Source organism: Streptomyces maremycinicus, assembly GCF_001184025.1.
In the GTDB taxonomy this organism is placed as follows: domain Bacteria; phylum Actinomycetota; class Actinomycetes; order Streptomycetales; family Streptomycetaceae; genus Streptomyces; species Streptomyces maremycinicus.
The window spans coordinates 1-22,711 of the sequence record NZ_BBYG01000009.1; the positions used below are offsets into that span (position 1 = coordinate 1).

At 72.7% G+C, this 22,711-nt stretch carries 15 protein-coding genes; 5 read left to right on the forward strand and 10 right to left on the reverse strand.

The window, feature by feature from the left end; genetic code table 11:
- Window positions 1-206: 206 nt before the first annotated feature.
- From AOQ37_RS04585 to thyX, 3 genes are all read right to left on the reverse strand, one after another.
- A complete protein-coding gene (locus AOQ37_RS04585) occupies window positions 207-1,892 on the reverse strand; it encodes a ribonuclease J (protein ID WP_062641502.1) in 1,686 nt (561 codons plus the stop codon).
- A gap of 127 nt (window positions 1,893-2,019) precedes the next feature.
- Window positions 2,020-2,919 carry a 4-hydroxy-tetrahydrodipicolinate synthase gene (gene dapA, locus AOQ37_RS04590; protein WP_062641504.1) on the reverse strand — a complete coding sequence of 300 codons (900 nt, stop codon included), beginning with the start codon at window positions 2,917-2,919 and terminating at the stop codon, window positions 2,020-2,022.
- 229 nt (window positions 2,920-3,148) lie between these two features.
- The gene (gene thyX, locus AOQ37_RS04595) at window positions 3,149-3,889 is read right to left on the reverse strand and encodes an FAD-dependent thymidylate synthase (protein WP_062641506.1); all 741 of its coding nucleotides are present in this window, start codon (window positions 3,887-3,889) and stop codon (window positions 3,149-3,151) included.
- Window positions 3,890-4,075: 186 nt separating this feature from the next.
- Between thyX and AOQ37_RS04600 the strand changes: the two genes are divergently transcribed.
- Window positions 4,076-4,312, forward strand: a complete 237-nt coding sequence (locus tag AOQ37_RS04600) for a hypothetical protein (protein WP_062641508.1) — start codon at window positions 4,076-4,078, stop codon at window positions 4,310-4,312.
- Between the two features lie 123 nt (window positions 4,313-4,435).
- A complete protein-coding gene (locus AOQ37_RS04605; protein WP_062641510.1) occupies window positions 4,436-4,987 on the forward strand; it encodes an SCO5741 family PH domain-containing membrane protein in 552 nt (183 codons plus the stop codon).
- Between the two features lie 78 nt (window positions 4,988-5,065).
- On the opposite strand, the gene AOQ37_RS04610 is transcribed toward AOQ37_RS04605, so the two are convergent.
- The 5 genes from AOQ37_RS04610 to rpsO form a co-directional block, all read right to left on the reverse strand.
- A complete protein-coding gene (locus AOQ37_RS04610; protein ID WP_062641512.1) occupies window positions 5,066-5,521 on the reverse strand; it encodes a tetratricopeptide repeat protein in 456 nt (151 codons plus the stop codon).
- 2 nt (window positions 5,522-5,523) lie between these two features.
- A complete protein-coding gene (gene dapB / locus AOQ37_RS04615) occupies window positions 5,524-6,282 on the reverse strand; it encodes a 4-hydroxy-tetrahydrodipicolinate reductase (protein WP_062641513.1) in 759 nt (252 codons plus the stop codon).
- A 46-nt stretch (window positions 6,283-6,328) separates the two neighbouring features.
- On the reverse strand, window positions 6,329-7,708 hold the full coding sequence (locus tag AOQ37_RS04620) for a M16 family metallopeptidase (protein ID WP_062641515.1): 1,380 nt from the start codon (window positions 7,706-7,708) through the stop codon (window positions 6,329-6,331).
- Complete coding sequence (locus AOQ37_RS04625; RefSeq protein ID WP_062641517.1) at window positions 7,705-9,924, reverse strand: polyribonucleotide nucleotidyltransferase; 2,220 nt, start codon at window positions 9,922-9,924, stop codon at window positions 7,705-7,707. The genes AOQ37_RS04620 and AOQ37_RS04625 overlap by 4 nt, the downstream gene beginning before the upstream one ends.
- 454 nt (window positions 9,925-10,378) lie before the next feature.
- Window positions 10,379-10,666 carry a 30S ribosomal protein S15 gene (gene rpsO, locus AOQ37_RS04630; protein WP_020128575.1) on the reverse strand — a complete coding sequence of 96 codons (288 nt, stop codon included), beginning with the start codon at window positions 10,664-10,666 and terminating at the stop codon, window positions 10,379-10,381.
- A 402-nt stretch (window positions 10,667-11,068) separates the two neighbouring features.
- Here rpsO and AOQ37_RS04635 point away from each other — a divergent pair, with 402 nt between their 5' ends.
- From AOQ37_RS04635 to AOQ37_RS04645, 3 genes are all read left to right on the forward strand, one after another.
- Window positions 11,069-11,368 (forward strand): DUF397 domain-containing protein, encoded by a 300-nt coding sequence (locus AOQ37_RS04635; RefSeq protein WP_062641518.1) that lies wholly within the window; start codon window positions 11,069-11,071, stop codon window positions 11,366-11,368.
- A 2,073-nt stretch (window positions 11,369-13,441) separates the two neighbouring features.
- Window positions 13,442-13,582 carry a hypothetical protein gene (locus AOQ37_RS40765; protein ID WP_199824954.1) on the forward strand — a complete coding sequence of 47 codons (141 nt, stop codon included), beginning with the start codon at window positions 13,442-13,444 and terminating at the stop codon, window positions 13,580-13,582.
- A 286-nt stretch (window positions 13,583-13,868) separates the two neighbouring features.
- Window positions 13,869-17,174, forward strand: coding sequence for an SCO5717 family growth-regulating ATPase (locus tag AOQ37_RS04645; RefSeq protein ID WP_199824933.1), 3,306 nt, complete (start codon window positions 13,869-13,871; stop codon window positions 17,172-17,174).
- 79 nt (window positions 17,175-17,253) lie between these two features.
- Here the strand turns inward: AOQ37_RS04645 and AOQ37_RS04650 are convergent, their stop codons facing one another.
- Together AOQ37_RS04650 and AOQ37_RS39610 are read right to left on the reverse strand one after the other, a co-directional pair.
- The gene (locus tag AOQ37_RS04650) at window positions 17,254-18,198 is read right to left on the reverse strand and encodes a bifunctional riboflavin kinase/FAD synthetase (RefSeq protein WP_062641523.1); all 945 of its coding nucleotides are present in this window, start codon (window positions 18,196-18,198) and stop codon (window positions 17,254-17,256) included.
- Between the two features lie 185 nt (window positions 18,199-18,383).
- Window positions 18,384-22,454: a trypsin-like peptidase domain-containing protein gene (locus AOQ37_RS39610; RefSeq protein ID WP_062641525.1), complete on the reverse strand. Its 4,071-nt coding sequence runs from the start codon at window positions 22,452-22,454 to the stop codon at window positions 18,384-18,386.
- Window positions 22,455-22,711: the final 257 nt, after the last annotated feature.

Genomic DNA, 22,711 nt, shown 5'->3' on the forward strand with positions numbered 1-22,711 from the left:
CCGCTTTCGCGTTTCCCTTTCCGGCGGTTCCGACTTTATCAGAAGTTCTGAGTCGGTTTTCCCGGCCCCTCCCGGGAGTGGATCCGGGGCACGAGGCGTACCGGGTTCCCGTTCAGGCGGAGCCGTAAACCTACTGGAGCGGGGCTCCTCGATGCAAATCGAGGAGCCCCGCTCCGGGTTCACGCGTACGGCGGGCCGTGGCCTGCTCAGACCTCGACCACGACCGGCAGGATCATCGGCCTGCGGCGATAGGTGTCGGAGACCCACTTGCCCAGCGTGCGACGGATGAGCTGCTGGAGCTGGTGGGGCTCGACCACGCCGTCCTGGGCGGAGCGTTCCAGGACCTCGGCGATCTTCGGGGTGACGGCCGAGAAGGCCGAGTCCTCGATGCCGGAGCCGCGGGCCTGGATGTGCGGCCCTCCGGTGATCTTGCCGGTGGAGGAGTCCACCACGACGAACACCGAGATGATGCCTTCGTCGCCCAGGATCTTCCGGTCCTTGAGGGCCGGCTCGCCCACGTCGCCGACCGAGAGGCCGTCGACGTAGACGTAACCCGCCTGGACCTTGCCGGAGATCTTCGCCTTGCCCTCGACGAGGTCTACGACAACGCCGTCCTCGGCGATGACGATGCGGTCGTGCGGGACGCCGGTCATGGCGCCCAGCTCGGCGTTGGCGCGCAGATGGCGCCATTCGCCGTGCACCGGCATCAGGTTCTTCGGGCGGCAGATGTTGTAGAAGTACAGGAGCTCGCCCGCGGACGCGTGGCCCGAGACGTGCACCTTGGCGTTGCCCTTGTGGACGACGTGCGCGCCCCAGCGGGTCAGGCCGTTGATCACCCGGTAGACCGCGTTCTCGTTGCCGGGGATGAGCGACGACGCCAGGATCACCGTGTCGCCGGGGACGATGCGGATCTGGTGGTCGCGGTTGGCCATCCGGGACAGGGCCGCCATCGGCTCGCCCTGGGAACCCGTGCAGACCAGGACCACCTCGTGGTCGGGCAGGTCGTCGAGCGTCTTGACGTCCACGACCAGGCCCGGCGGGACCTTGAGGTAACCCAGGTCTCGGGCGATCCCCATGTTGCGGACCATGGAGCGGCCCACGAAGGCGACCCGGCGGCCGTACTCGTGCGCGGTGTCCAGGATCTGCTGGATGCGGTGGATGTGGCTGGCGAAGCTGGCCACGATGATCCGCTTGCGGGCGTTCGCGAAGACCGTGCGCAGGACGTTGGAGATGTCCCGCTCGGGCGCCACGAAGCCGGGGACCTCGGCGTTCGTCGAGTCGGAGAGGAGGAGGTCGATCCCTTCCTCACTCAGACGGGCGAACGCGTGCAGGTCGGTGAGGCGGCCGTCCAGCGGGAGCTGGTCCATCTTGAAGTCGCCCGTGTGGACGACCATGCCCGCCGGCGTGCGGATGGCGACGGCGAGGGCGTCCGGGATCGAGTGGTTGACGGCGATGAACTCGCAGTCGAACGGGCCGATGCGCTCACGGTGTCCCTCCGCCACCTCGAGGGTGTACGGGCGGATCCGGTGCTCCTGGAGCTTGGCCTCGATGAACGCGAGGGTCAGCTTGGAGCCGATCAGCGGGATGTCCGGCTTCTCCCGGAGGAGGTAGGGGACGGCGCCGATGTGGTCCTCGTGACCATGGGTGAGGACGATGCCCTCGATGTCGTCGAGGCGGTTCCGGATGGACGTGAAGTCCGGCAGGATCAGGTCGATTCCGGGCTGCTCCTCCTCGGGGAAGAGCACGCCGCAGTCGACGATCAGCAGACGGCCGCCGAACTCGAAGACCGTCATGTTCCGGCCGATTTCGCCGAGGCCGCCGAGCGGGGTGACCCTCAGGCCGCCCGCCGGGAGCGGCGGGGGCGGGGCAAGTTCGGGATGCGGATGACTCAAAAGACTCTCCTCAACCATGCGCGCCACGTACCGGTGGGCACGTGGCGCGCATGACGTTCGTGCAATAGCAGTTGTCGTTGTGGATCGCAGGCACCGGTGGCCTGCTATTCAGTTGTGAAGTCTGTTGTCAGAGCTGTACCCCGCCCGCGGCAAGATCGAGCTTGAGCTGTTCGATCTCTTCGGACGAGCACTCGACCATGGGCGAGCGCAGCGGGCCGGCGGGCAGGCCCAGCAGGGTGAGCGCCGCCTTGGTGGTCATCACTCCCTGGGTGCGGAACATGCCCGTGTAGACCGGGAGCAGCTTCTGGTGGATCTCGGTCGCCTTCTGGACGTCCCCCGCGGTGAACGCCTCGACGAGGGCTCGCAGGTCCGGGGTGACCACATGGCCGACGACGGAGACGAAGCCGACCGCGCCCACGGAGAGCAGCGGCAGGTTCAGCATGTCGTCGCCCGAGTACCAGGCCAGACCGGAGCGCGCGATGGCCCAGCTGGCGCGGCCCAGGTCGCCCTTGGCGTCCTTGTTGGCGACGATCCGCGGGTGCGCCGCGAGGCGGACCAGCGTCTCGGTGCTGATCGGGACACCGCTGCGGCCGGGGATGTCGTAGAGCATGACCGGCAGCCCGGCGGCGTCGGCGACAGCCGTGAAGTGCCGGTAGAGGCCCTCCTGAGGGGGCTTGTTGTAGTACGGGGTGACGACCAGGAGGCCGTGTGCGCCCGCCCTCTCGGCCGCGCGGGCGAGTTCGGCACTGTGGTGGGTGTCGTTGGTGCCGACGCCTGCGACGACGTGGGCGCGGTCTCCGACGGCCTCCAGGACGGCTCGTACCAGGTCCGATTTCTCCGCGTCACTGGTGGTGGGGGACTCGCCGGTGGTGCCGTTGACGATCAGGCCGTCGTTGCCTGCGTCCACCAGGTGGGTGGCGAGCCGCTGTGCGCCGTCGAGGTCGAGTGCGCCGTCCGCCGTGAAGGGCGTGACCATGGCGGTGAGGACCCGCCCGAAGGGGGTCTGCGGAGTGGAGGTCGGAGCCATGGGTGACACGCTACTCGTTGCTCACCGCGGGGTCTGCCCGCGGGGGGGTACGGAAAGTCATGACAAAGATGGAACCCGGCACTGCCTGCTCGGGGGTTCAAGCAGTGCCGGGTCCGTTTGATCAGGCTAGATGAACTTCTCTAAATGCCGCAATACGGACACTTCGCGCGGATGATCCGTACATACGTCTCCGTAGCCCGATCTCCGTGGGCCGTCCCCGCCGAGGCCGTCAGGGGGCGACTCGGCCGTTGGCGTTGAAGGCCGCGTACGTCAGGGGCATGAGCCGGGCCCACTCCGCCTCCATCTTCTCGCCCACCATCTCGATCTCCCGCTGCGGGAAGGACGGGACCTTGGCCAGCTCGTGCTGGGTGCGCAGGCCGAGGAAGTGCATCAGCGAGCGGGCGTTGCAGGTGGCGTACATCGAGGAGAACAGGCCGACCGGCAGGACCGCGCGGGCCACCTCGCGGGCGACACCGGCGGCGAGCATCTCCTGGTAGGCCTCGTAGGCCTGGCGGTAGGAGTCCTCCATGGTGCGGTTGACGAGCTCCTGCTGCTCCTGGGTGCCCTCGACGAAGACGTACTTGCCGGGCCTGCCCTGCTGGACGAGCTTGCGGGACTCGCCGGGAACGTAGAAGACGGGCTGGAGCTCCCGGTAGCGGCCGGACTCCTCGTTGTACGACCAGCCCACGCGGTGGCGCATGAACTCGCGGAAGACGAAGATCGGGGCACTGATGAAGAACGTCATCGAGTTGTGCTCGAAGGGGCTGCCGTGCCGGTCCCGCATCAGGTAGTTGATCAGGCCCTTGGAGCGCTCCGGGTCCTTGCCCAGCTCGTCCAGGGACTGCTCGCCGACGGTCGAGACGCGGGCGGCGAAGAGCACGTCGGCGTCGGACGCGGTGTGCTTGACCAGTTCGACGGTGACGTCACTGCGGAAACCGGGCTTGAGGTCGTCGGCGGGGCTGTCGGTCACTGTGCGGGGGTCCTTCCGTCGCGTCTTCGGAGCGGCGCCAACTCTACGGGGGCCGCCGAGCAGGCCGGTCACGGGCGTGCCGTCGGATTCGTGTGGGACGTCTGCTGATATGGGGCACGTTTTCGGGCACCCGTTCGTCTGTATCAGTGAGAGCGCCCGATCGAAGCCCCAGGAGACCCGCCCATCATGTTCCGCCGGCGCGAACCCGTACCCTTCGCCTTCCTCGCCGAGGCCGACAGGTTCCGTAGCAATGTCACTCCCCCGCCCGCGGAGCGATCCTCCGCCGGTCAGATCGCCGGGCGCTGGCTGCTGGGGGTCACCGTCGTGGCCGCGCTGGTGGGCTCCCTGGTCATCGGGATGCCGGCGCTGAGCCTGGACCATTCGTCGCAGGCACAGCAGTCGCAGGCGTCCCAGGGCCGCTGACGCCTCCCGCACCGCCCGAACGGCGTGGGAGGCACCCCCATGGCCCCCCGATGGTGGTGAGCCGGGACACAGACGGATAACCTCACCGGGCACAGCCCACGCATGGACGAGTGAGGACCAGCCGTGCCCCTGCCCTTCCTGACGGCCGACCGCGCATTCGAGGCGGCGGACGACGTCGCGTTGCCCTTCGAGGACCGTGAACGCTGGCGGCGCCCCTACCGGCCCGGTCCCTGGCGGGTCGGGGTGGCCGCGCTGGCGCTGCTGCTCGCCTCGTACGTGCTGTTCGCGGCCGTCATCATCGCGTTGACCGGGTCGGCGTCGGAGGCCGGCGTGATCTTCGGCTGTTCGCTGCTCGTGATCGGCGCCGCCCTGCGCTTGCTGCGCATGGGTGTGTGGGTGAGCGACCGCGGACTGCGGCACGTGCGTTTCCTGCTCACCCGCACGCTGCCCTGGGAGCGGGTCGTGGCGGTGCGGACCGTGCAGCAGCCGGTGCGCTGGCTGGGGCTGCCGCGGACCGTGCAGGGGCAGGCCCTGGTCCTCGGGCGGATGGACCGTCCCGAGGAGGCCACGCAGCTGCTGACCACGCACGGGGCGGACTTCCTGGCGCGTGCCGAGGCGTTCGACCGGGCGGCCGACGCCGTCGAGGCGTGGGCCGCGGAGAACCGACGCGTCTGATCCCCTCCCCCACACACCCGCTGCACACGACGAAGGGGCCGGTCCGCCACAGGCGGGCCGGCCCCTTCGGCGCAGGGTTCAGGCGGTTCGGACCGGCTTGCCGTCGTGCAGGCTGATCGCGCGTTGCATCGCCTTGCGGGCCCGGGGGGTGTCCCGGGCGTCGTGGTAGGCGACGGCGAGGCGGAACCAGGTGCGCCAGTCCTCGGGAGCCGCCTCGGTCTCGGCCTTGCGCCGGCCGAAGACCTCGTCGGCGGAGTCGCGGTCGACGCGGCCGCCCGCGGTGCGCTTCAGTTCGTCGACGGGCAGTCCGCCCTCGGCGTCGAGTTCGGCGGCGAGGGCGTTCGCCCGGCGGACGAACTGGGTGTTCTTCCACAGGAACCACACGCCGATGACCGGCAGGATCAGCACCGCCACCCCGAAGGTGACGGTCAGGAGCGTGCCGGACTGGATGAGCATGACGCCGCGGCTGCCGACCAGGACGAAGTAGAAGACCAGGACGGCGGCCGTGACGGCGTAGGAGAGCTTGGCGCGCATGGTCAGCCTCGGCCGAGGTCCAGGAAGTGTTCCAGGCCGAAGGTGAGGCCCGGAGTCGACACCACCCGGCGGGCGCCCAGCAGGATGCCCGGCATGAAGCTGCTGTGGTGCAGCGAGTCGTGGCGGACCGTGAGGGTCTCGCCCTCGCCGCCCAGCAGCACCTCCTGGTGGGCCAGTAGCCCGCGCAGCCGGACGGCGTGCACCGGGACGCCGTCGACGTTCGCGCCCCGGGCGCCGTCCAGGGCGGTCTCGGTGGCGTCCGGCGCCGGGGCCGAGCCCGCCTCGCGACGGGCCTCGGCGATGAGCTGGGCGGTGCGCGTGGCGGTGCCGGAGGGCGCGTCCACCTTGTTCGGGTGGTGCAGTTCGACGACCTCGACGGACTCGAAGTACGGCGCGGCGATCTGCGCGAACTTCATCGTCAGAACGGCCCCGATGGAGAAGTTGGGCGCGATGAGCACGCCCGTCCCGGGAGATTCGGCCAGCCGTCCGGTCAGGTGCGCGAGGCGCTCCTCGGTCCAGCCGGTCGTGCCGACCACGGCGTGGATGCCGTGCCCCACGCAGTAGTCGAGGTTGTCCATGACCGAGGCGGGCGTGGTCAGTTCGACCACGACCTGGGCGCCGTTCTCGGTCAGCGTCTCGAGCTTGTCGCCCCGGCCGAGGGCGGCCACCAGCTCCATGTCCTCGGCGGCCTCGACCGCCCGTACCGCCTCGGAACCGATCCGGCCCTTGGCGCCGAGGACCGCCACGCGCAGCTTGCTCATCTGTTGTGCTTCCTTACCGAAGTTGCCGAGGGACTGGCCAAGAGGATCAGGCGACCGCGTCGTGCAGCCGGGAGGCCTGTTTGTCCTTGAGCGGGCCGATGACCGACAGCGACGGGCGTCGTCCCAGGATGTCGCGGGCCACCGAGCGGACCTCGTCCGGGGTCACCGCCGCTATCCGGGACAGCATCTCGTCGACCGACATCTGCTCGCCCCAGCACAGCTCGCTCTTGCCGATGCGGTTCATGAGCGCGCCGGTGTCCTCCAGACCGAGGACCGTGGAGCCCCTCAGCTGGCCGATGGCGCGGACGATCTCCTCGTCGGACAGGCCGTGCTCGGCGACCTGGTCGAGTTCGTCCCGGCAGATCTTCAGCACGTCGTGCACCTGGCTCGGGCGGCAGCCCGCGTACACGCCGAAGAGGCCGCAGTCGGCGAAGCCGGAGGTGTACGAGTACACGCTGTAGGCCAGGCCGCGCTTCTCGCGGACCTCCTGGAAGAGGCGGGAGGACATGCCGCCGCCGAGGGCGGTGTTCAGCACGCCGAGCGCCCAGCGCCGGTCGTCCGTGCGGGCCAGGCCCGGCATGCCGAGGACGACGTGCGCCTGTTCGGTCTTGCGGCCGATCAGCTCGACGCGGCCCGCGGAGCGGATCGCGCGCTTGCCGTCGCGCGGGGCGATGGGCCGGGCGTCCGGGTTGCTGAGGGCGCCCGCCTTCTCGAAGGCCGCGCGGACCTGGCGTACGACCTTGTTGTGGTCGATGTTCCCGGCGGCCGCGACCACGAGGTGGGTCGGGTCGTAGTGCTTCTTGTAGAAGCGGCGGATGCGGTCGGCGGAGAGGGCGTTGACGGTGTCGACGGTGCCGAGGACCGGGCGGCCGAGGGCGTTGTCGCCGAACATCGTGTGCGCGAACAGGTCGTGCACGCAGTCGCCGGGGTCGTCCTCGGTCATCGCGATCTCCTCGAGGATCGCGCCGCGCTCGACGTTGACGTCGTCCTCCCGGATGAGGGAGCCGGTGAGCATGTCGCAGACGACGTCGATGGCGAGCGGCAGGTCGGCGTCGAGCACGCGCGCGTAGTAGCACGTGTACTCCTTCGCCGTGAACGCGTTCATCTCGCCGCCGACCGCGTCTATGGCGGAGGAGATGTCCAGCGCGGACCTGCGGGTCGTCCCCTTGAAGAGGAGGTGCTCCAGGTAGTGCGTGGCGCCGTTCAGGGAGGGCGTCTCGTCCCGGGAGCCGACGTGCGCCCAGATGCCGAAGGTGGCGGAGCGGACCGACGGGAGGGTCTCGGTGACGATGCGCAGGCCGCCCGGGAGGGTCGTCTTGCGGACGACACCGATGCCGGCCGTGCCCTTGATCAGGGTTTGGGTACGGGCAACGGCCCGCGCCTCCGAAGAGGTGCGGGCCGTGGCCTGGGAGCTACTCGACGTCACTTGTCGGTGTCGTCCTTCGTGTCCTCATCAGCTTCCTCGCCCTCGATCACGGGGATCAGGGAGAGCTTGCCGCGGGAGTCGATCTCGGCGATCTCGACCTGGACCTTGGAGCCCACACCGAGCACGTCCTCGACGTTCTCCACGCGCTTGCCGCCGGCGAGCTTGCGGATCTGCGAGATGTGCAGCAGACCGTCCTTGCCCGGGAGCAGCGACACGAACGCACCGAAGGTGGTGGTCTTGACGACCGTACCCAGGTAGCGCTCGCCGACCTCCGGCATGGTCGGGTTGGCGATGCCGTTGATCGTGGCGCGGGCGGCCTCGGCCTGCGAGCCGACCTGGGCACCGATGTAGATGGTGCCGTCGTCCTCGATCGTGATCTCGGCGCCGGTGTCCTCCTGGATCTGGTTGATCATCTTGCCCTTCGGGCCGATGACCTCACCGATCTTGTCCACGGGGATCTTGACGGTGATGATCCGCGGGGCGTTGGGGGACATCTCGTCCGGCGTGTCGATCGCTTCCATCATCACGTCGAGGATGTGGAGGCGGGCGTCGCGGGCCTGCTTGAGGGCCGCGGCCAGGACGGAGGCCGGGATGCCGTCCAGCTTGGTGTCGAGCTGGAGGGCGGTGACGAACTCCTTGGTGCCGGCGACCTTGAAGTCCATGTCGCCGAAGGCGTCCTCCGCACCGAGGATGTCGGTGAGGGCGACGTAGTGCGTCTCGCCGTTGATCTCCTGGGAGATCAGGCCCATGGCGATACCGGCGACGGGGGCCTTGAGGGGCACACCGGCGTTCAGCAGCGACATGGTGGAGGCGCAGACCGAGCCCATGGACGTCGAGCCGTTGGAGCCGAGGGCCTCGGACACCTGACGGATCGCGTAGGGGAACTCCTCGCGCGTCGGCAGGACCGGCACGATGGCGCGCTCGGCGAGGGCGCCGTGGCCGATCTCGCGGCGCTTGGGGGAGCCCACGCGGCCGGTCTCGCCGACGGAGTACGGCGGGAAGTTGTAGTTGTGCATGTAGCGCTTGCGGGTCACCGGGGAGAGGGTGTCCAGCTGCTGCTCCATGCGGAGCATGTTGAGGGTGGTGACGCCCAGGATCTGGGTCTCGCCACGCTCGAACAGCGCCGAGCCGTGCACGCGCGGGATGGCCTCGACCTCGGCGGCGAGCGTACGGATGTCCGTGACGCCGCGGCCGTCGATGCGCTTCTTCTCCTTGATCACGCGCTCACGGACCAGCTGCTTGGTGAGCGAGCGATACGCGGCGGAGATCTCCTTCTCGCGGCCCTCGAACTCCGGCAGGAGCTTCTCGGCGGCGAGCGCCTTGACGCGGTCCAGCTCGGCCTCGCGGTCCTGCTTGCCCGCGATGGTCAGCGCGGAGGCGAGCTCCGGGCGGACGGCGGCGGACAGCGCCTCCAGGATGTCGTCCTGGTAGTCGAGGAAGACCGGGAACTCGCCGGTCGGCTTCGCGGCCTTGGCGGCGAGGTCGGCCTGGGCCTTGCAGAGCACCTTGATGAAGGGCTTCGCGGCGTCCAGACCGGAGGCGACGACCTCCTCGGTCGGCGCCTCGGCGCCGCCCGCGACGAGCTGGATGGTCTTCTCGGTGGCCTCGGCCTCGACCATCATGATCGCGACGTCGCCGTCCTCCAGGACGCGACCGGCGACGACCATGTCGAAGACGGCGTCCTCGAGCTCGGTGTGCGTCGGGAACGCGACCCACTGGCCGTTGATCAGCGCGACGCGGACGCCGCCGATCGGGCCGGAGAAGGGCAGGCCGGCCAGCTGCGTGGACGCGGAGGCGGCGTTGATGGCCACGACGTCGTACAGGTGGTCGGGGTTGAGCGCCATGATCGTGGCGACGACCTGGATCTCGTTGCGCAGGCCCTTCTTGAAGGACGGGCGCAGCGGGCGGTCGATCAGCCGGCAGGTGAGGATGGCGTCCTCGGAGGGACGGCCCTCGCGGCGGAAGAAGCTGCCGGGGATCTTGCCGGCGGCGTACATCCGCTCCTCGACGTCCACCGTGAGGGGGAAGAAGTCGAGCTGGTCCTTGGGGTTCTTGGAGGCGGTGGTGGCCGACAGCACCATGGTGTCGTCGTCCAGGTACGCCACGGCGGAGCCGGCGGCCTGCTTGGCGAGGCGGCCCGTCTCGAAGCGGATGGTGCGGGTGCCGAAGGTGCCGTTGTCGATGACGGCCTCGGCGTAGTGGGTCTCGTTCTCCACTAGCATTTTCTCCGTTACTTGTCGTCTTTCGTCCCTCGCTGCCCGTGTGGCAGGGGGACGGTGGCGGAGAAACGCTCGATGCGGGCCGGTCTTCGATCGAAGCACCCGGGGATCTCTTTCCCGGGGGCCACTACCGAGGACCGGCGGCGGTGAGGTGCGCTTCTCCTCGTTCGGTGGGCGTGGTGACGTTTACCCGCAGCGAGTACACGTCATCACGCGGTGTCGTACGTATGGCGTTGTGCTACCACACTACAAAGCGTGGGTGACACTCCGCACGTTTCCGCACGGCGACGAGGCGTACGACGGGCCCCTCGCCGGTGGCGGCACACGGAGTGTGCCGATGGCCGCCGATGGTCGCCGCCGCGTTGTGACGCGGAGCGGCGCGTGCGGTGAAAGCACGTACAGCAAAAGGGAGCGGTCCCGATGGTCCGGGAACCGCTCCCCTCACGGCGTCCTACTTGGCGCCCGCCGCACCGCGGCGGATGCCGAGGCGGTCGACCAGCGCACGGAAGCGCTGGATGTCCTTCTTGGCCAGGTACTGGAGAAGGCGGCGACGCTGACCGACGAGGATCAGCAGACCACGACGGGAGTGGTGGTCGTGCTTGTGCGTCTTGAGGTGCTCGGTCAGGTCCGAGATCCGGCGGGACAGCATGGCGACCTGGACCTCGGGGGAGCCGGTGTCGCCCTCCTTCTGGCCGAACTCCGTGATGAGCTGCTTCTTCGTAGCGGCATCGAGCGGCACGCGTACTCCTCGTAGTCTTTGAGTGGCCACCGAGTGCCCCCGGTCTTGGTCTCGGGGGAGCTTCCGTTACTCGGGTGGCGGGGATCCGCTGGGCGCGGCCCTCAGAACCTTCAGGGACTCCCTGAGGGTGTTTCCGGGGGTGCGTACACAAACGGCCGAAAGCCAGGGTAGCAGGCTGCGGCGTCGGGCTTGTCCGGGACAGCCCGCCGGACAGCCGGGCAGCGCCGCCCCGGGCGGGAGCGGACAGCGGGGCCGCATCACCCCGGGCGGGGGCAGTGTACGGGTGACGGCGCCGGTCCGGAACCCAAAGGAAGAACCTCTGAGCTGGGGGAACGCCGGCAAGTAGGCTGACGCCGAAGCTCGTTGGAACAGCGGGAACCACTGGAAAGGGTCGGAGCCGACATGGCCGATGCCGAGGACGAAGACGTCAAGGCGCGCAAGGCGCGGGAGCGGGACGAGCTCTACGCGCTCGACATCTCCGGCGTCGAATGGCAGTGCGCCCCGGGCACGGAGGAGCACGAGGAGCGCGTCGAGATCGCCTACCTGCCCGAGGGGGCCGTGGCGATGCGGTCGTCGCTCGATCCGGAGACGGTGCTGCGCTACACGGAGGCGGAGTGGCGGGCCTTCGTGCTGGGCGCCCGGGACGGCGAGTTCGATCTGGAGCCGGCCCGACAGCAGGACGGGGAGTCCGCCTCGCGGTAGGGGGACGGCGATAGCGGGACGGGCGGCGGGCAGGTGCGGGGCCGGTGGCGGGTGTCGGTGGCGGGCGTCGGCTGCTGTCGCTGCCGCGAGCTGGCGAGCTGGTCGCAGGTGTCGGGCACCGGCCGCCGGCGGCGCACCGGCTGCCGACTGCGCGCCGGGCGCCGACTGCGTGAGCGCGGGCCGACGGCGTGAGCGGGCTGCTGTGTGTGCGCCGGGGGCGGGTCCCGCAGGCCGGGGGTGGATCGGGGGTGGCTCCAGCACGGCAGGGGTGGATCGGGGGTGGCTTCAGCACGCCGGGGCGGGGCCGGTGGGCCGGGGGCTCCCATGAAGCTGGAGGGAGCCCTGCGCCGGGTGCCGTGCGGGGCCGGTGAGCCGGTATACGACGGCCGCCGCTCCCGCGTGCCGAGTGTGCCCCGGAAGGCCGGGGACGGCTCCGGTGAGGTCGGGATCCGGGGGTGGCTTCAGTGGGGCCGGACTACTGCCGTGAGTGGGGTGGGCGTGCCGGGACGGTGGGCCGGTATGCGAGGGCCGTCCCTCCCTCGTGCCGACTGCGGTCCTGGAGGGCCGGGGCGGCTCCGGTGAGGCCGCGGGACTCCGGGAGCGCTTCCGCGAACCGGACGGCTGCCGTGGGGTGGGTGGGCATATGGGGCCGGGGTCGATATGCGTCGGCCCCCTCCCACGTGCTGACTGCGGTCCTGGAGGGCCGGGGCGGCTCCGGTGAGGCCGCGGGACTCCGGGGAGCTTCCGCGAACCGGACGGCTGCCGTGGGGTGAGTGGGCATATGGGGCCGGGGTCGATATGCGTCGGCCCCCTCCCACGTGCCGACTGCGGTCCTGGAGGGCCGGGGCGGCTCCGGTGAGGGGTGAGGCCGAGGGACTCCGGCGCGCTTCCGTGAGCCGGACGGCTGCCGCGAGGGGGCTGGCGCCGGGCCGGTGGACCCGTATGCGACGGCCGTCCCTTTCGCGCGCCGAGTACGGCCCCGGAGGGCCGAGGCAGTCCAGTGGGCCGAGGCGGACCTGGTGAAGCCGCAGGGAACGGCGGGGTGGGTGGGCGTGCGGGAGCGGCGGTCGGTAGGCGCCAGCGGCGGTTGCCGTGCAGGTGTTGCCCCGGAGGGGCTCTACGGCTCCGGGGGCGCTTCCGCGAGCCGGACGGCTGCCGTGGGGTGGGTGGGCGGTTGGCGCGAGTGGGGTGGGCGCCGGTTGGCTGTACCGAAGCGTGCTCCACGCGCCTTCGAAGGTGGGTGCGGATCAGCTCGTCGTCCGGCCGTGCAGCCGCGTAGGCGACCCGGACCGCCGCGACCGGGAACGGTGTCTACGCGCCGACGGCGCCCAGGCGGACGTCGGCGCGCCCAAGCGGACGTCGGCGCGCCTTCGAAGGTGGCCGCGAATCAGCTCGGCGTCGATCTGCCCCCGTGTACATGTCGATGGGGGCCGGGGCCGACGGGGCGGCGTCGGCAGGTCGACGCCTCGCCTCGGTACGAGGGTGCCGGGTGAGCTGGTCACGCCGATCGCGGACGCCGCCTCGACCGGCCGGACGGTACGGATGTCCGGGACGGGGCGGTCGCCTCTCGGCGCGTTCCGGATCGCCGGGCGCGGCGGGTTCAGCGGCGCCCGGTCCGAGCAGGAGGAGGTGGGCGAAGACCTCGGGCGGTACGGGAGCTTCGGTCCCTGGGCTGTTCCGCTTCTGCGAGGACGGCTGGGGCCTGCATCTCGACCCTGGCGGCGGTCACACCGATCACATGCGCGTCCACCTGTTTCGCTACTCGCCCCGGTCGTGCCTCCGCAACATGCTTCGGCGGGGAGGGCGGCGAGTCGCGGTGGACGGGGGTGTGGGTTGCGGTCACCGCACCGCCGTCCCGCCTCCCGGTACCGGCGATCCGCGCTGAGCCCGCTGCCGTGTCTCGGTCCGGTCACCCGCCGATCGGGCAGGCCCGGGCCGTCGGCGCGCGTCGGGTCCCCCGAACTCCCACACCCCGCCGACAGGTTCACCCCGTGGTGTGCCGATCGCGGCCGGCCGTACGTGATGACGCAACCCACGGGTGCGGAGATCGGGTTGCCGGGCCACCCGAGGCGGATGGATCGACACGTCGGCCCGTCCCTTCTCGACCGCCTGCTCGACCGCCAACTCGACCCCCTGCTCGACCGCCAACTCGACCGCCTTCTCCTCTCCCTCCTCATCTCCCTTCACATCTCCCCTCACTTGTGGGGCACTTAGGGCGTTATGGACGATTTGCCGAGTGAACTGCGATGCATACGCGGTCCTTTCGGAGGGTGCGTGACGTGGTGGACTGATGCTGAGGGGTGGGCGGGCCTGCCGAGGTGGGCCGTCTGATGATTAGGCTGGTACGGGGCGCGATACCGGAAACCATGGGGTGGACGTCGGCGTCTCCCGGGGGAAAGCCGCATCGGACGACGTCAGACGGCCTCGAACCACCCAAGGACGACAAGCGAATGGTCGCCCCGGCACGGCATGAGGGTGCTCGACCACACCAGGAGGAATTGTGAGCAGCGATCGGGACGGGAACCGCGGGGGCTGGGCCACACCCGGCGATGACCAGCCCGGCGCGGAGCCCTCCGTCGAGGCGTCGGGCGAGTTCACCCTCGACTACGCGCCCCCGGCTTGGTACACGCAGAACACGGGTGGGGCGGCAGCCGCAGCGCCGTCCGCGCAGGACGCGCCGGACGGGGGTTTCCCCCTCGCCGCGCCGGGCGCGCCGGTCACTCCGGTGGCGCCTCCCGCGCCTCCGGCACCACCCGCTCCGCCCGTTCCCGCAGCGCCGCCCGCCGCGCCCGCCCCGCCTTCCGGCGCGGGATCCGTCGCCGTGCCGGGCCTGCCGGCGGGCAGCGGCTTCGAACCGGTGCCGCAGCCCCACCAGCAGCCGGCCGAGGCCCAGTGGGGAGCGACCGGAGCTTCGGTGGGGGACGAGGAGAGCGGTTCCGGAAACGGGGACCTGGAGAGCGGCGCGACCATGCGCTTCTCCGCGGCTGCCCTGAAACGGGAGATCGCGGAGAACGCGGCCGCGGCGCAGGCCGAGCCCGGGGCGCCCGCCGAGCCGGAGACCGAGGGCGCCGATTCCGCCCCCGCGGGCTCTGCGCCCGCCGAGGTCCCGGATGCCGCGCAAGCATCGGCCGCCCAGGGCGTCGTGGACGGCGGCGGGGCTACGACCGCCGAGTCCGGCGCGGAGCCCGAAACGGCCGAGGCGGTCGTGACGAACGAGACGACCGAGGTGACCGGGGCCGCCGAGGTTCGCGGTCACAGTGCCGCTGTCGAAGGCGACGGCGACGGCACCGCATCGGACGGGGAACACGTCTCCCCCGCTGTCGTGAGCGACGACGCGGCGGTCCGGGACGCCGAGGCCGTGACGGCTCCGGCATCCGACGGCGCCGCCGTCATCGAGGACGCGGTCCCGCAGGGCGACTCCGTCGTCGAGGAGCCCTCGGACGCCGTCCCCACGGGCCCCGCCGAACCGCAGGACAACGTGCCCCAGGACGCCGTGCCTCACGACGCCGTGCCCCAGCCCGCCTGGACTCCTCCCCCGGTCCCGCAGGGCGAACTGCCGCCGCTGCCGCCGTCGTACCAGCCCGCGGCCCCCGCACCGGCGGCCCAGTGGCCGGACCGCCCGCAGCCCGCCGACGCCGTGCCGCCGGCCGCGGCCGGTCCCGCGGCTGACCGGCAGCCGCCCGTTCACCCACCCGTCCAGCCGCAGGCAGCCCCGCCCGCGCCGGTCGGCTGGAACCCGCCGGCCCCCGAGCCGGCGCCGGCCGCACCGCAGCCGGGCTACGGCTTCCCGCAGCCGCCCGCTCCCGCCCCGGCGGCCCCGCAGCCGTCTGCCCCTCAGCAGGGTTACGGCTTCCCGCCCCCCGGTGCCGCCCCGGCCCCCGCGCCTCAGCCGCACCCGGCCGCTCCGGCACCCCAGCCGCCCGCCGACGCCCAAGCGCCCGCGCCCGCCGGATACGGGTTCCCTCACCCCACCGACGCGGCACCCGCCCCCGGCGGTTACGGCTTCCCGCAGCAGAACACCGGACCCGCGGCACCCGCCCCGGCGCCGCACCCGGCCGCCCCCGCGCCTCAGCCCCCCGCCGACGCCCAAGCGCCCGCGCCCGCGCCCGCCGGATACGGCTTCCCCCACCCCACCGACGCGCCACCCGCCCCCGGCGGCTACGGCTTCCCCCAGCCCCCGGCACCGCAGTCCCAGCAGCCCCCGGCGCCGCAGCCGCCACAGCCGCAGGCCCCGCAAGCGCTCCCCGGTGTCCCGCAGCCGGGCATTCCGCAGCAGGCGGACGGGCAGCCCCCGGCGGCCGCCGCCCAGGCGTTCCCGCACGGCGCCCCGCAGGGCTTCCCGGGGCAGCCTCTCCAGCCCCAGCCCCAGCTCCAGCCGCCCGCGCCGCATGCCGAGCAAGCACCGCAAGTCCCGCAGGCACCGCAGGCCCCGCATGCGGCCGCCGTCCCCGATCCGTCGCAGGGGCCGCAGGCGCATCAGCAGGTGCAGCCGCCCGTCGACCCCCGGGCCGGGGCCGCCTGGCCGCAGCCGATCCAGCACGACCAGCGGCAGCCGGTCAACCCCGGTGCCGCGCCGCTGGGTTACACGGCCGCCGTGGAGCTGTCCTCCGACCGGCTGCTCAACAACAAGCGGCAGAAGGCGAAGAGCGGGCGTCCCGCCGCCGCCTCGTCCCGCTTCAAGCTCGGTGGCAAGAAGGAGGAGGCCGAGCGGCAGCGCAAGCTCGAGATGATCCGTACGCCGGTGCTGTCCTGCTACCGGATCGCGGTCATCAGCCTCAAGGGCGGCGTGGGCAAGACCACGACCACCACCGCGCTCGGCGCCACCCTGGCCACCGAGCGCCAGGACAAGATCCTCGCGATCGACGCCAACCCGGACGCCGGCACGCTGGGCCGCCGGGTGCGGCGCGAGACCGGGGCGACGATCCGCGACCTCGTCCAGGCGATCCCGTACCTCAACTCGTACATGGACATCCGGCGGTTCACCTCCCAGGCGCCGTCCGGCCTGGAGATCATCGCCAACGACGTCGACCCGGCCGTGTCCACGACCTTCAACGACGAGGACTACCGGCGCGCGATCGACGTGCTCGGCAACCAGTACCCGATCATCCTCACCGACTCGGGTACCGGTCTGCTCTACAGCGCCATGCGCGGGGTGCTCGACCTCGCCGACCAGCTCATCATCATCTCCACCCCGTCCGTGGACGGCGCGAGCAGCGCCAGCACGACGCTGGACTGGCTGTCGGCGCACGGATACGCCGAGCTCGTCTCGCGGTCCCTCACCGTCATCTCCGGGGTGCGCGAGACCGGCAAGATGATCAAGGTGGACGACATCGTGTCGCACTTCGAGACCCGCTGCCGCGGTGTCGTCGTCGTGCCGTTCGACGAGCACCTGGCCGCGGGCGCCGAGGTCGATCTCGACATGATGCGGCCGAAGGTCCGGGAGGCGTACTTCAACCTCACGGCCATGGTCGCGGAGGACTTCATCCGCCACCAGCAGCGCCAGGGCCTGTGGACCAGCGACGGCAACCCGCCGCCGGTGGCCGCCCCGCCGATGCCGGGCCAGCAGATGCCGGGGCAGCCGATGCCGGGCCAGCCGGTGCCCGGGCAGCCGTATCCGCCGCAGGGGGGCCAGCCGTACCCGCAGGCGCCCCAGCCCGGTCCCGGGCAGCCCTACCCCCAGCAGGGCCAGCCCCAGGGACAGCCGTATCCGCAGCAGCCCCAGCCGGGGCAGGATCCGTACGCCCAGCCGCAGCCGCCCCAGCAGCAGGGGTATCCCCCGGCCGGCTACGGCTACCCGCAGCAGTGAGCAACGACGAAGGGCGGCCGGTGTCCTGGGACACCGGCCGCCCTTCGGCGTTTCCCCGGTCCGGACCGGGGCCGGGCGGCTAGCGCGCCGCCACCAACTCCTTGCAGCGCTTCACGTCCTCGGCCATCTGCTCCAGCAGACCGTCCAGCGAGTCGAACTTCGCCTGGCCGCGCACGAAGGCGAGGAAGTCGACGGCGACGTGCAGGCCGTACAGGTCGAGGCCGACGCGGTCGATGGCGTACGCCTCCACCGTGCGCTCGGTGCCGTCGAACTGCGGGTTGGTGCCGACGGAGATCGCGGCCGGCATCGCCTCGCCGTTCACGTGCAGCCAGCCCGCGTAGACGCCGTCAGCCGGGATCGCGGTGTGGGGCAGGGTCTCGACGTTGGCGGTCGGGAACCCGAGTTCCCGTCCCCGCTGCGCTCCGCGCACGACGACGCCCTCCACCCGGTGCGGACGGCCGAGGATCTCGCCGGCGCCCGCGACATCGCCCTCGGCGACCAGCCGCCGGGTCAGCGTCGAGGAGAACGGCTGCCCGCCGCCCGCCTCGCCGCACAGCACCAGGTCGACGACCTCGACCTCGAAGTCGTAGACCTTGCCCTGTTCGGTGAGGAACTCGACGTCGCCCGCGGCCTTGTGGCCGAAGCGGAAGTTGGGGCCCTCGACGACCGCCTTGGCGTGCAACTTGTCGACCAGGACCTTGACCACGAAGTCCGCCGGGGACAGCTTCGAGAACTCCGTGGTGAAGGGGAGGATCAACAGCGCGTCCACGCCCAGCTCGGCCATCAGCTCGGCGCGGCGGTGGTGCGGGGCGAGCAGCGGCGGGTGGCTGCCCGGGCGCACGACCTCGCTGGGGTGCGGGTCGAAGGTGACGACGACGGCGGGAACGCCCAGCTCACGGGCGCGGTCCACGGCATGCCGGATGATCAGCTGGTGTCCGCGGTGGACCCCGTCGTAGGACCCGATGGTGACGACGCTGCGTCCCCAGTCCTCGGGGATGTCCTCCAAGCCACGCCAGCGCTGCACTGTGACCGCTCCTCGAACCCGTGTCCGTCTCTACATTGCCTGTTACGCAGGACTAAGGGTGCCATGCCGGGTCCTTACGGCCCGCATCGGCATGGGGGCTGTGACCCGACCCACGCGCGCGGGCCACGACGGAGCCCCGGCGTCACGCGGGCCGCGCGTCCACCCGGGCGCGTCGCACGCGCACGTCACGCGAGCACCCGCGCGCCCGGCAGGTTCTCGATCGTCCGGCGGGCGCTGGGACCGACCACCGCCGCCCACTCCCCCGGCGCGTCCGAGAGCCAGTCCACCACCCGAGCGGCGAAGCCCGGGACGTGCCGGGCCAGCTCGACCAGACCCCGGTCGAAGCGGGTCGCGCCGTCGGGGGTGCGCACCAGGAGCAGGCCGGTGCGGTGCACCAGGGTGCGCAGCTCCTCGCCGTCGCGCCCGGCGGCCCCGTGCAGTACGGCGTCCAGGACCTCCGGGGCGCGTTCGCGGGCGAGGAGGTGGTCCAGCAGTTCGGCGCGCAGCGGGCGGGACCGCGCGGTGCCCGGGGCGGCCAGCACACCGGCCAGCGCGGCCCGCACCTGCTCGGGCCCGTCGCCGTCCAGCAGTCCGGTGACCAGCGGCAGGAGGACGGCCCGGGCGTCGGGACCGAAGTCGAGGCGGCGGTCGACGTACGCGGCCACCTGCCCGGCGGCCTCCGGTCGCCGCCGCACGGTCTCCCGGACGAGGGCGGCGACACGCGGGGCCAGGGCGGGGGTGGTGACGTCGGCGAGGGCCCGCAGCACACTGCCGGTGTCCGCGCGGTCGGGGCCGCGCAGCCGGGACCTGAAGGCGTCCAGGACCGGCTCGGGGTGGGTGTCCAGGGCGACCAGCAGCGCGCTCGGCGGCAGTTCCGGGTCCCCCGCGGTGAACCGCTCCACCGCCTGGGGCAGGTACCGGGAGCGGGTCTCGGGGTCCCGGACGAGAAGGGCGAGCGCACCGCCGTGCGGGGCGCGGTCGGCGGGTCGGGTCAGCAGGACGAGGGCCGCGTAGCGCAGCAGCCGGCGGTCGGCGTCCGTCCGGATGTGCGGGGCGGCCCGCAGCCCGTAGGTCGCCGCCGCGAACCACCGGGTCTGCCGCGCGTCGTGCGACCAGCGGTCGACGGCCCGGCACAGCGCGGACGGCTCCTCCTCCGCCAGTACGGCGAGCAGTTCGTCGGCGCGGGGGTGCGCACAGTCGACGAGGGCCTCCGTGAGGTCGTCCAGCGCCCGGTGCCGATGGGTGTGCAGCAGCGCCTGCGCCGCGGTCGCCACGGTGGCGTGCGGGGTCGCGGGCAGCGGCCGCTCGTCGTCGAACCAGTCGGTCAGGCACCGCTGTACGGCGGTGGGGTCGGCGGCCAGGAGCCGGGCGACGGCGTCGAGGTGGCGGGGCGCGTCCGCGTCGTGCGGCGCGCCGTCGGCGAGGACCAGCCGGCGCAGCAGGTCGAGACGGGCGTCGGCGGGGAGGGCCAGCCCGGTCCAGAACGCGGGACCGAAGTCCACGAACCTGCCGTGCGGCTGGGCGCCCGCGCCGATCAGGTCCGCCAGCAGGCGCAGGACACCGGTGTACGGCGCCGCGTCCGGAACGCGCAGCAGGGTCTCGGCGAGCAGCCGCGCGGCCCACCAGGAGTGCGGGTCGGCGTCCAGGGCGTGGACCAACTCCCGCAGCCGCAGGGCGAGTCGGTGCGGGCCCTGCTGGCGGGCGAGGAGCAGCAGGGACTGGACGACCGGACCGACCCGGTGGTGCGGGACGGGCAGCCGATGGCCCCCGCCGGGCGGGCGGCGGCGGTGGACCAGGGCACGCAGGGCCTCGTCCAGGTCGAGGTGGATGCCCTGGATCCAGTCGGCGAGTTCCTCGTGGGCGAAGCGGTAGCCGCGCCCCGCGGGCACCAGGAGGCCCTCGGTGAGCACGGCGGACGCCCAGCCCGTACCGCCGCCGAGGCGGGCCGGTGCCGGGCCCCAGGGGAACACCGCCTCGAACGAGGCCCGGTCGAGTTCGCCCTGGCCAGGCCCGAGACTGCGGCGGGCGGCCTCGTGCACCTGGCCGGAGACCTTCGCCGCGAGACGGCGTACGGCGGTGCCGCGCAGTCCGTTCTCGGCGGCGAGGCGTACCGCGACCCGCAGGCACATCAGGTCGAGGTACGCGGACAGGACGTCGTCGCGGTCGACGGGCACCGGCTCCCGCGGGCCGGGGAGGGCGGCCCGGACCTCGGCGAGGAGACGGAGGGTGAGGGGGTGCCGGTCGTCGGGGGCGTCGAGCGCGCCCTCGGGTACGCCGTAGCGGGCGCGGGCCTCGCGCGCCTCGTCGGCGGTGAGATCACCGAGGCGGACGCAGGGCGGGAGCGGGTCGCCGACCGGCGCGGTCCCGTGGAGCAGCTCCGGCGGGAACTCCGCGCCGGCCCGTTCCCAGTACTCCGCGCGACACGCCACCACCAGCCGTGTGCCCGTCTCCCGCAGCCATTCCGCCGTGCCCTCGGTCCACTCGGCGAGCCGGTGCGCGAGGACCGGGGGCATCTCCTCGGGCCCGTCCAGGAGCAGCAGCAGCGGGCGTCCGACGGCCCGGGCGAGACGGGCCAGCCGCTCGGGGGTGACCTCGCCGAGGCCGCGGAGGCCGGACGCCCCGTACGGGTCGGAGCCCGCCCCGCGCCCCCAGCCCACTGCCGGACCACCATGTGCCGGACCCGAAGCCTCACCCGAAACCGACCTCGAAGCCGACCCCGCTGCCGAAGCCGCCCCGGAGACGGGCCCCGACCCCGACGCCGACCCCGAGGCCGCCACGATGCGTGCCGCGCGGCTCAGGGTCCGGCGGACCGCGTCGGCCAAGGAGTCGTCCCCGGCCCGGAGGTCGGCACCGCGCAGCCACAGGGTGGGGGCCGGCTGCGCGCCCCGGTCGCGGCGCGCGGCGAGCGCGGCGAGTTCCGTCGTACGGCCGCTGCCGGGTGCGCCGACGAGCCCGAGGACGGCCGCCCGGCTCGTCGTGAAGGCGGCGAACTCCCTTGCCGGGCCGACACGTTCAACAGGTTCCGCGGCGGCGAGGGAGTCGGTCACGGTGCGGCCGATGTGGCCGGACAGCGCTTCGGGCGGGCCGTCCGAGGCGACCGATGTGGCGGTGAGCTCGAGCAGACCGGCCATGTTGAGGTCGGCGCCGTAAGCGGGGACGGTGGCCGCGTTGCGCGCGAGCAGCTCGGCCAGCGGACCTCCCGCGGGCGTCCCCGCCCTCACCCCGCCCGCCCCCGGTACGGCCCCGCCCGCCCCCGGTACGGCCTCCGTCTCTCCCCCTGCCCCTACCCCTACCCCAGCCCCAGCTCCTGCCTCCGCAGAACCGCCATAGGCACCGCCACCGCGAGTGGCACCCGCACCGGCACCGGCACCCACGTCCTGAGCCGCACCCACATCCGAACCCACACCCTCACTCACCCCCACGGACGCCACCGTCATCCGCTCGCCCTGGCGCGCGTGATCGCCCGGCGGCGGGTCGCCGGTGTAGTCGTCGGGCATCGGGATCCCGGGGCGCAGCGGCACCGCGAAGCCGACCTCTCGGTGGCCGGACCGGAGCGCGGTGCCGAGGACGGCGACGACCGCGCCCGTCTCCGCGTCGAGGACCGGTCCCCCGGCGGCGCCACCGCCCAGCCGCAGCGCGTCACGGCCCGCCGTGCCGATCGCCAGCTCCAGGGCCCCGTCGAGGAGGTGGAAGCGGTCCGTCGCCGTGTACGTCACGGACGTCGCGCCCAGCACCCGTGCCTCGCGCCAGCAGCCGGCCGCCAGCCGGACGTACCGGCCGGGCTCGACGCCGTCGCGGACGGTCACCGGCAGCGGGACCGCGCCGAGGCCCTCGGTGCGCACCAGGGCCAGGTCGAGTTCCGGGAGGAGGGTGACCGCGTCGGCGGTCACGACGCAGCTGCGGTCACCGTCGGCGTACAGCACGAGCCGGGGCAGGCCGTCGACCGCCTCATGGCTCGTGACGACCGTGCCGTGGTGGTCGGCGACGAATCCGGTGCCGCGCGGCCGACCCGCGAGGTCGCGGATCCGGACGAGTGAGGGACCGCCGTCGGCGGCGGCGAGATCGGAGGCGAGCTCCGTGCCCCGGGCGTCCGGAGCGTCCGGGGCGTCCGGGGCGTCCGGGGCGTCCGGGGCGTCCGGCGGGGCCAGGGGATCCAGCGGACCCCGGGGATCCCCCGGGCGGGCCCGGCTCGCGCCCGGCGGGGAGTCGCCCCGCGGGGAGCCGTGCCGCGGTGTCCGCGGGCCTCGTCCCGCCATCGCCGTACCTCCCGCCGCGCCCGCGTGCCTTGGGTCCGACGGTAGGGGCGGGATGATCAGCGGGACAGATCGCGGAACGAACGCGCCCCCCTGCACTCCCTCGGTTCACTCCGAGCGCCTGCCCGGACGGGTGAATGAACCAGGGGCGCCGGATACACCCTAGGGGTGGGGGAACCGAGGGGGGACCGTGGAGCGGCGGCGCAGCACCACCCCGTGTTCGCCGCTCCACGGGCACCACGGTTTCCCGCTCCACGGGC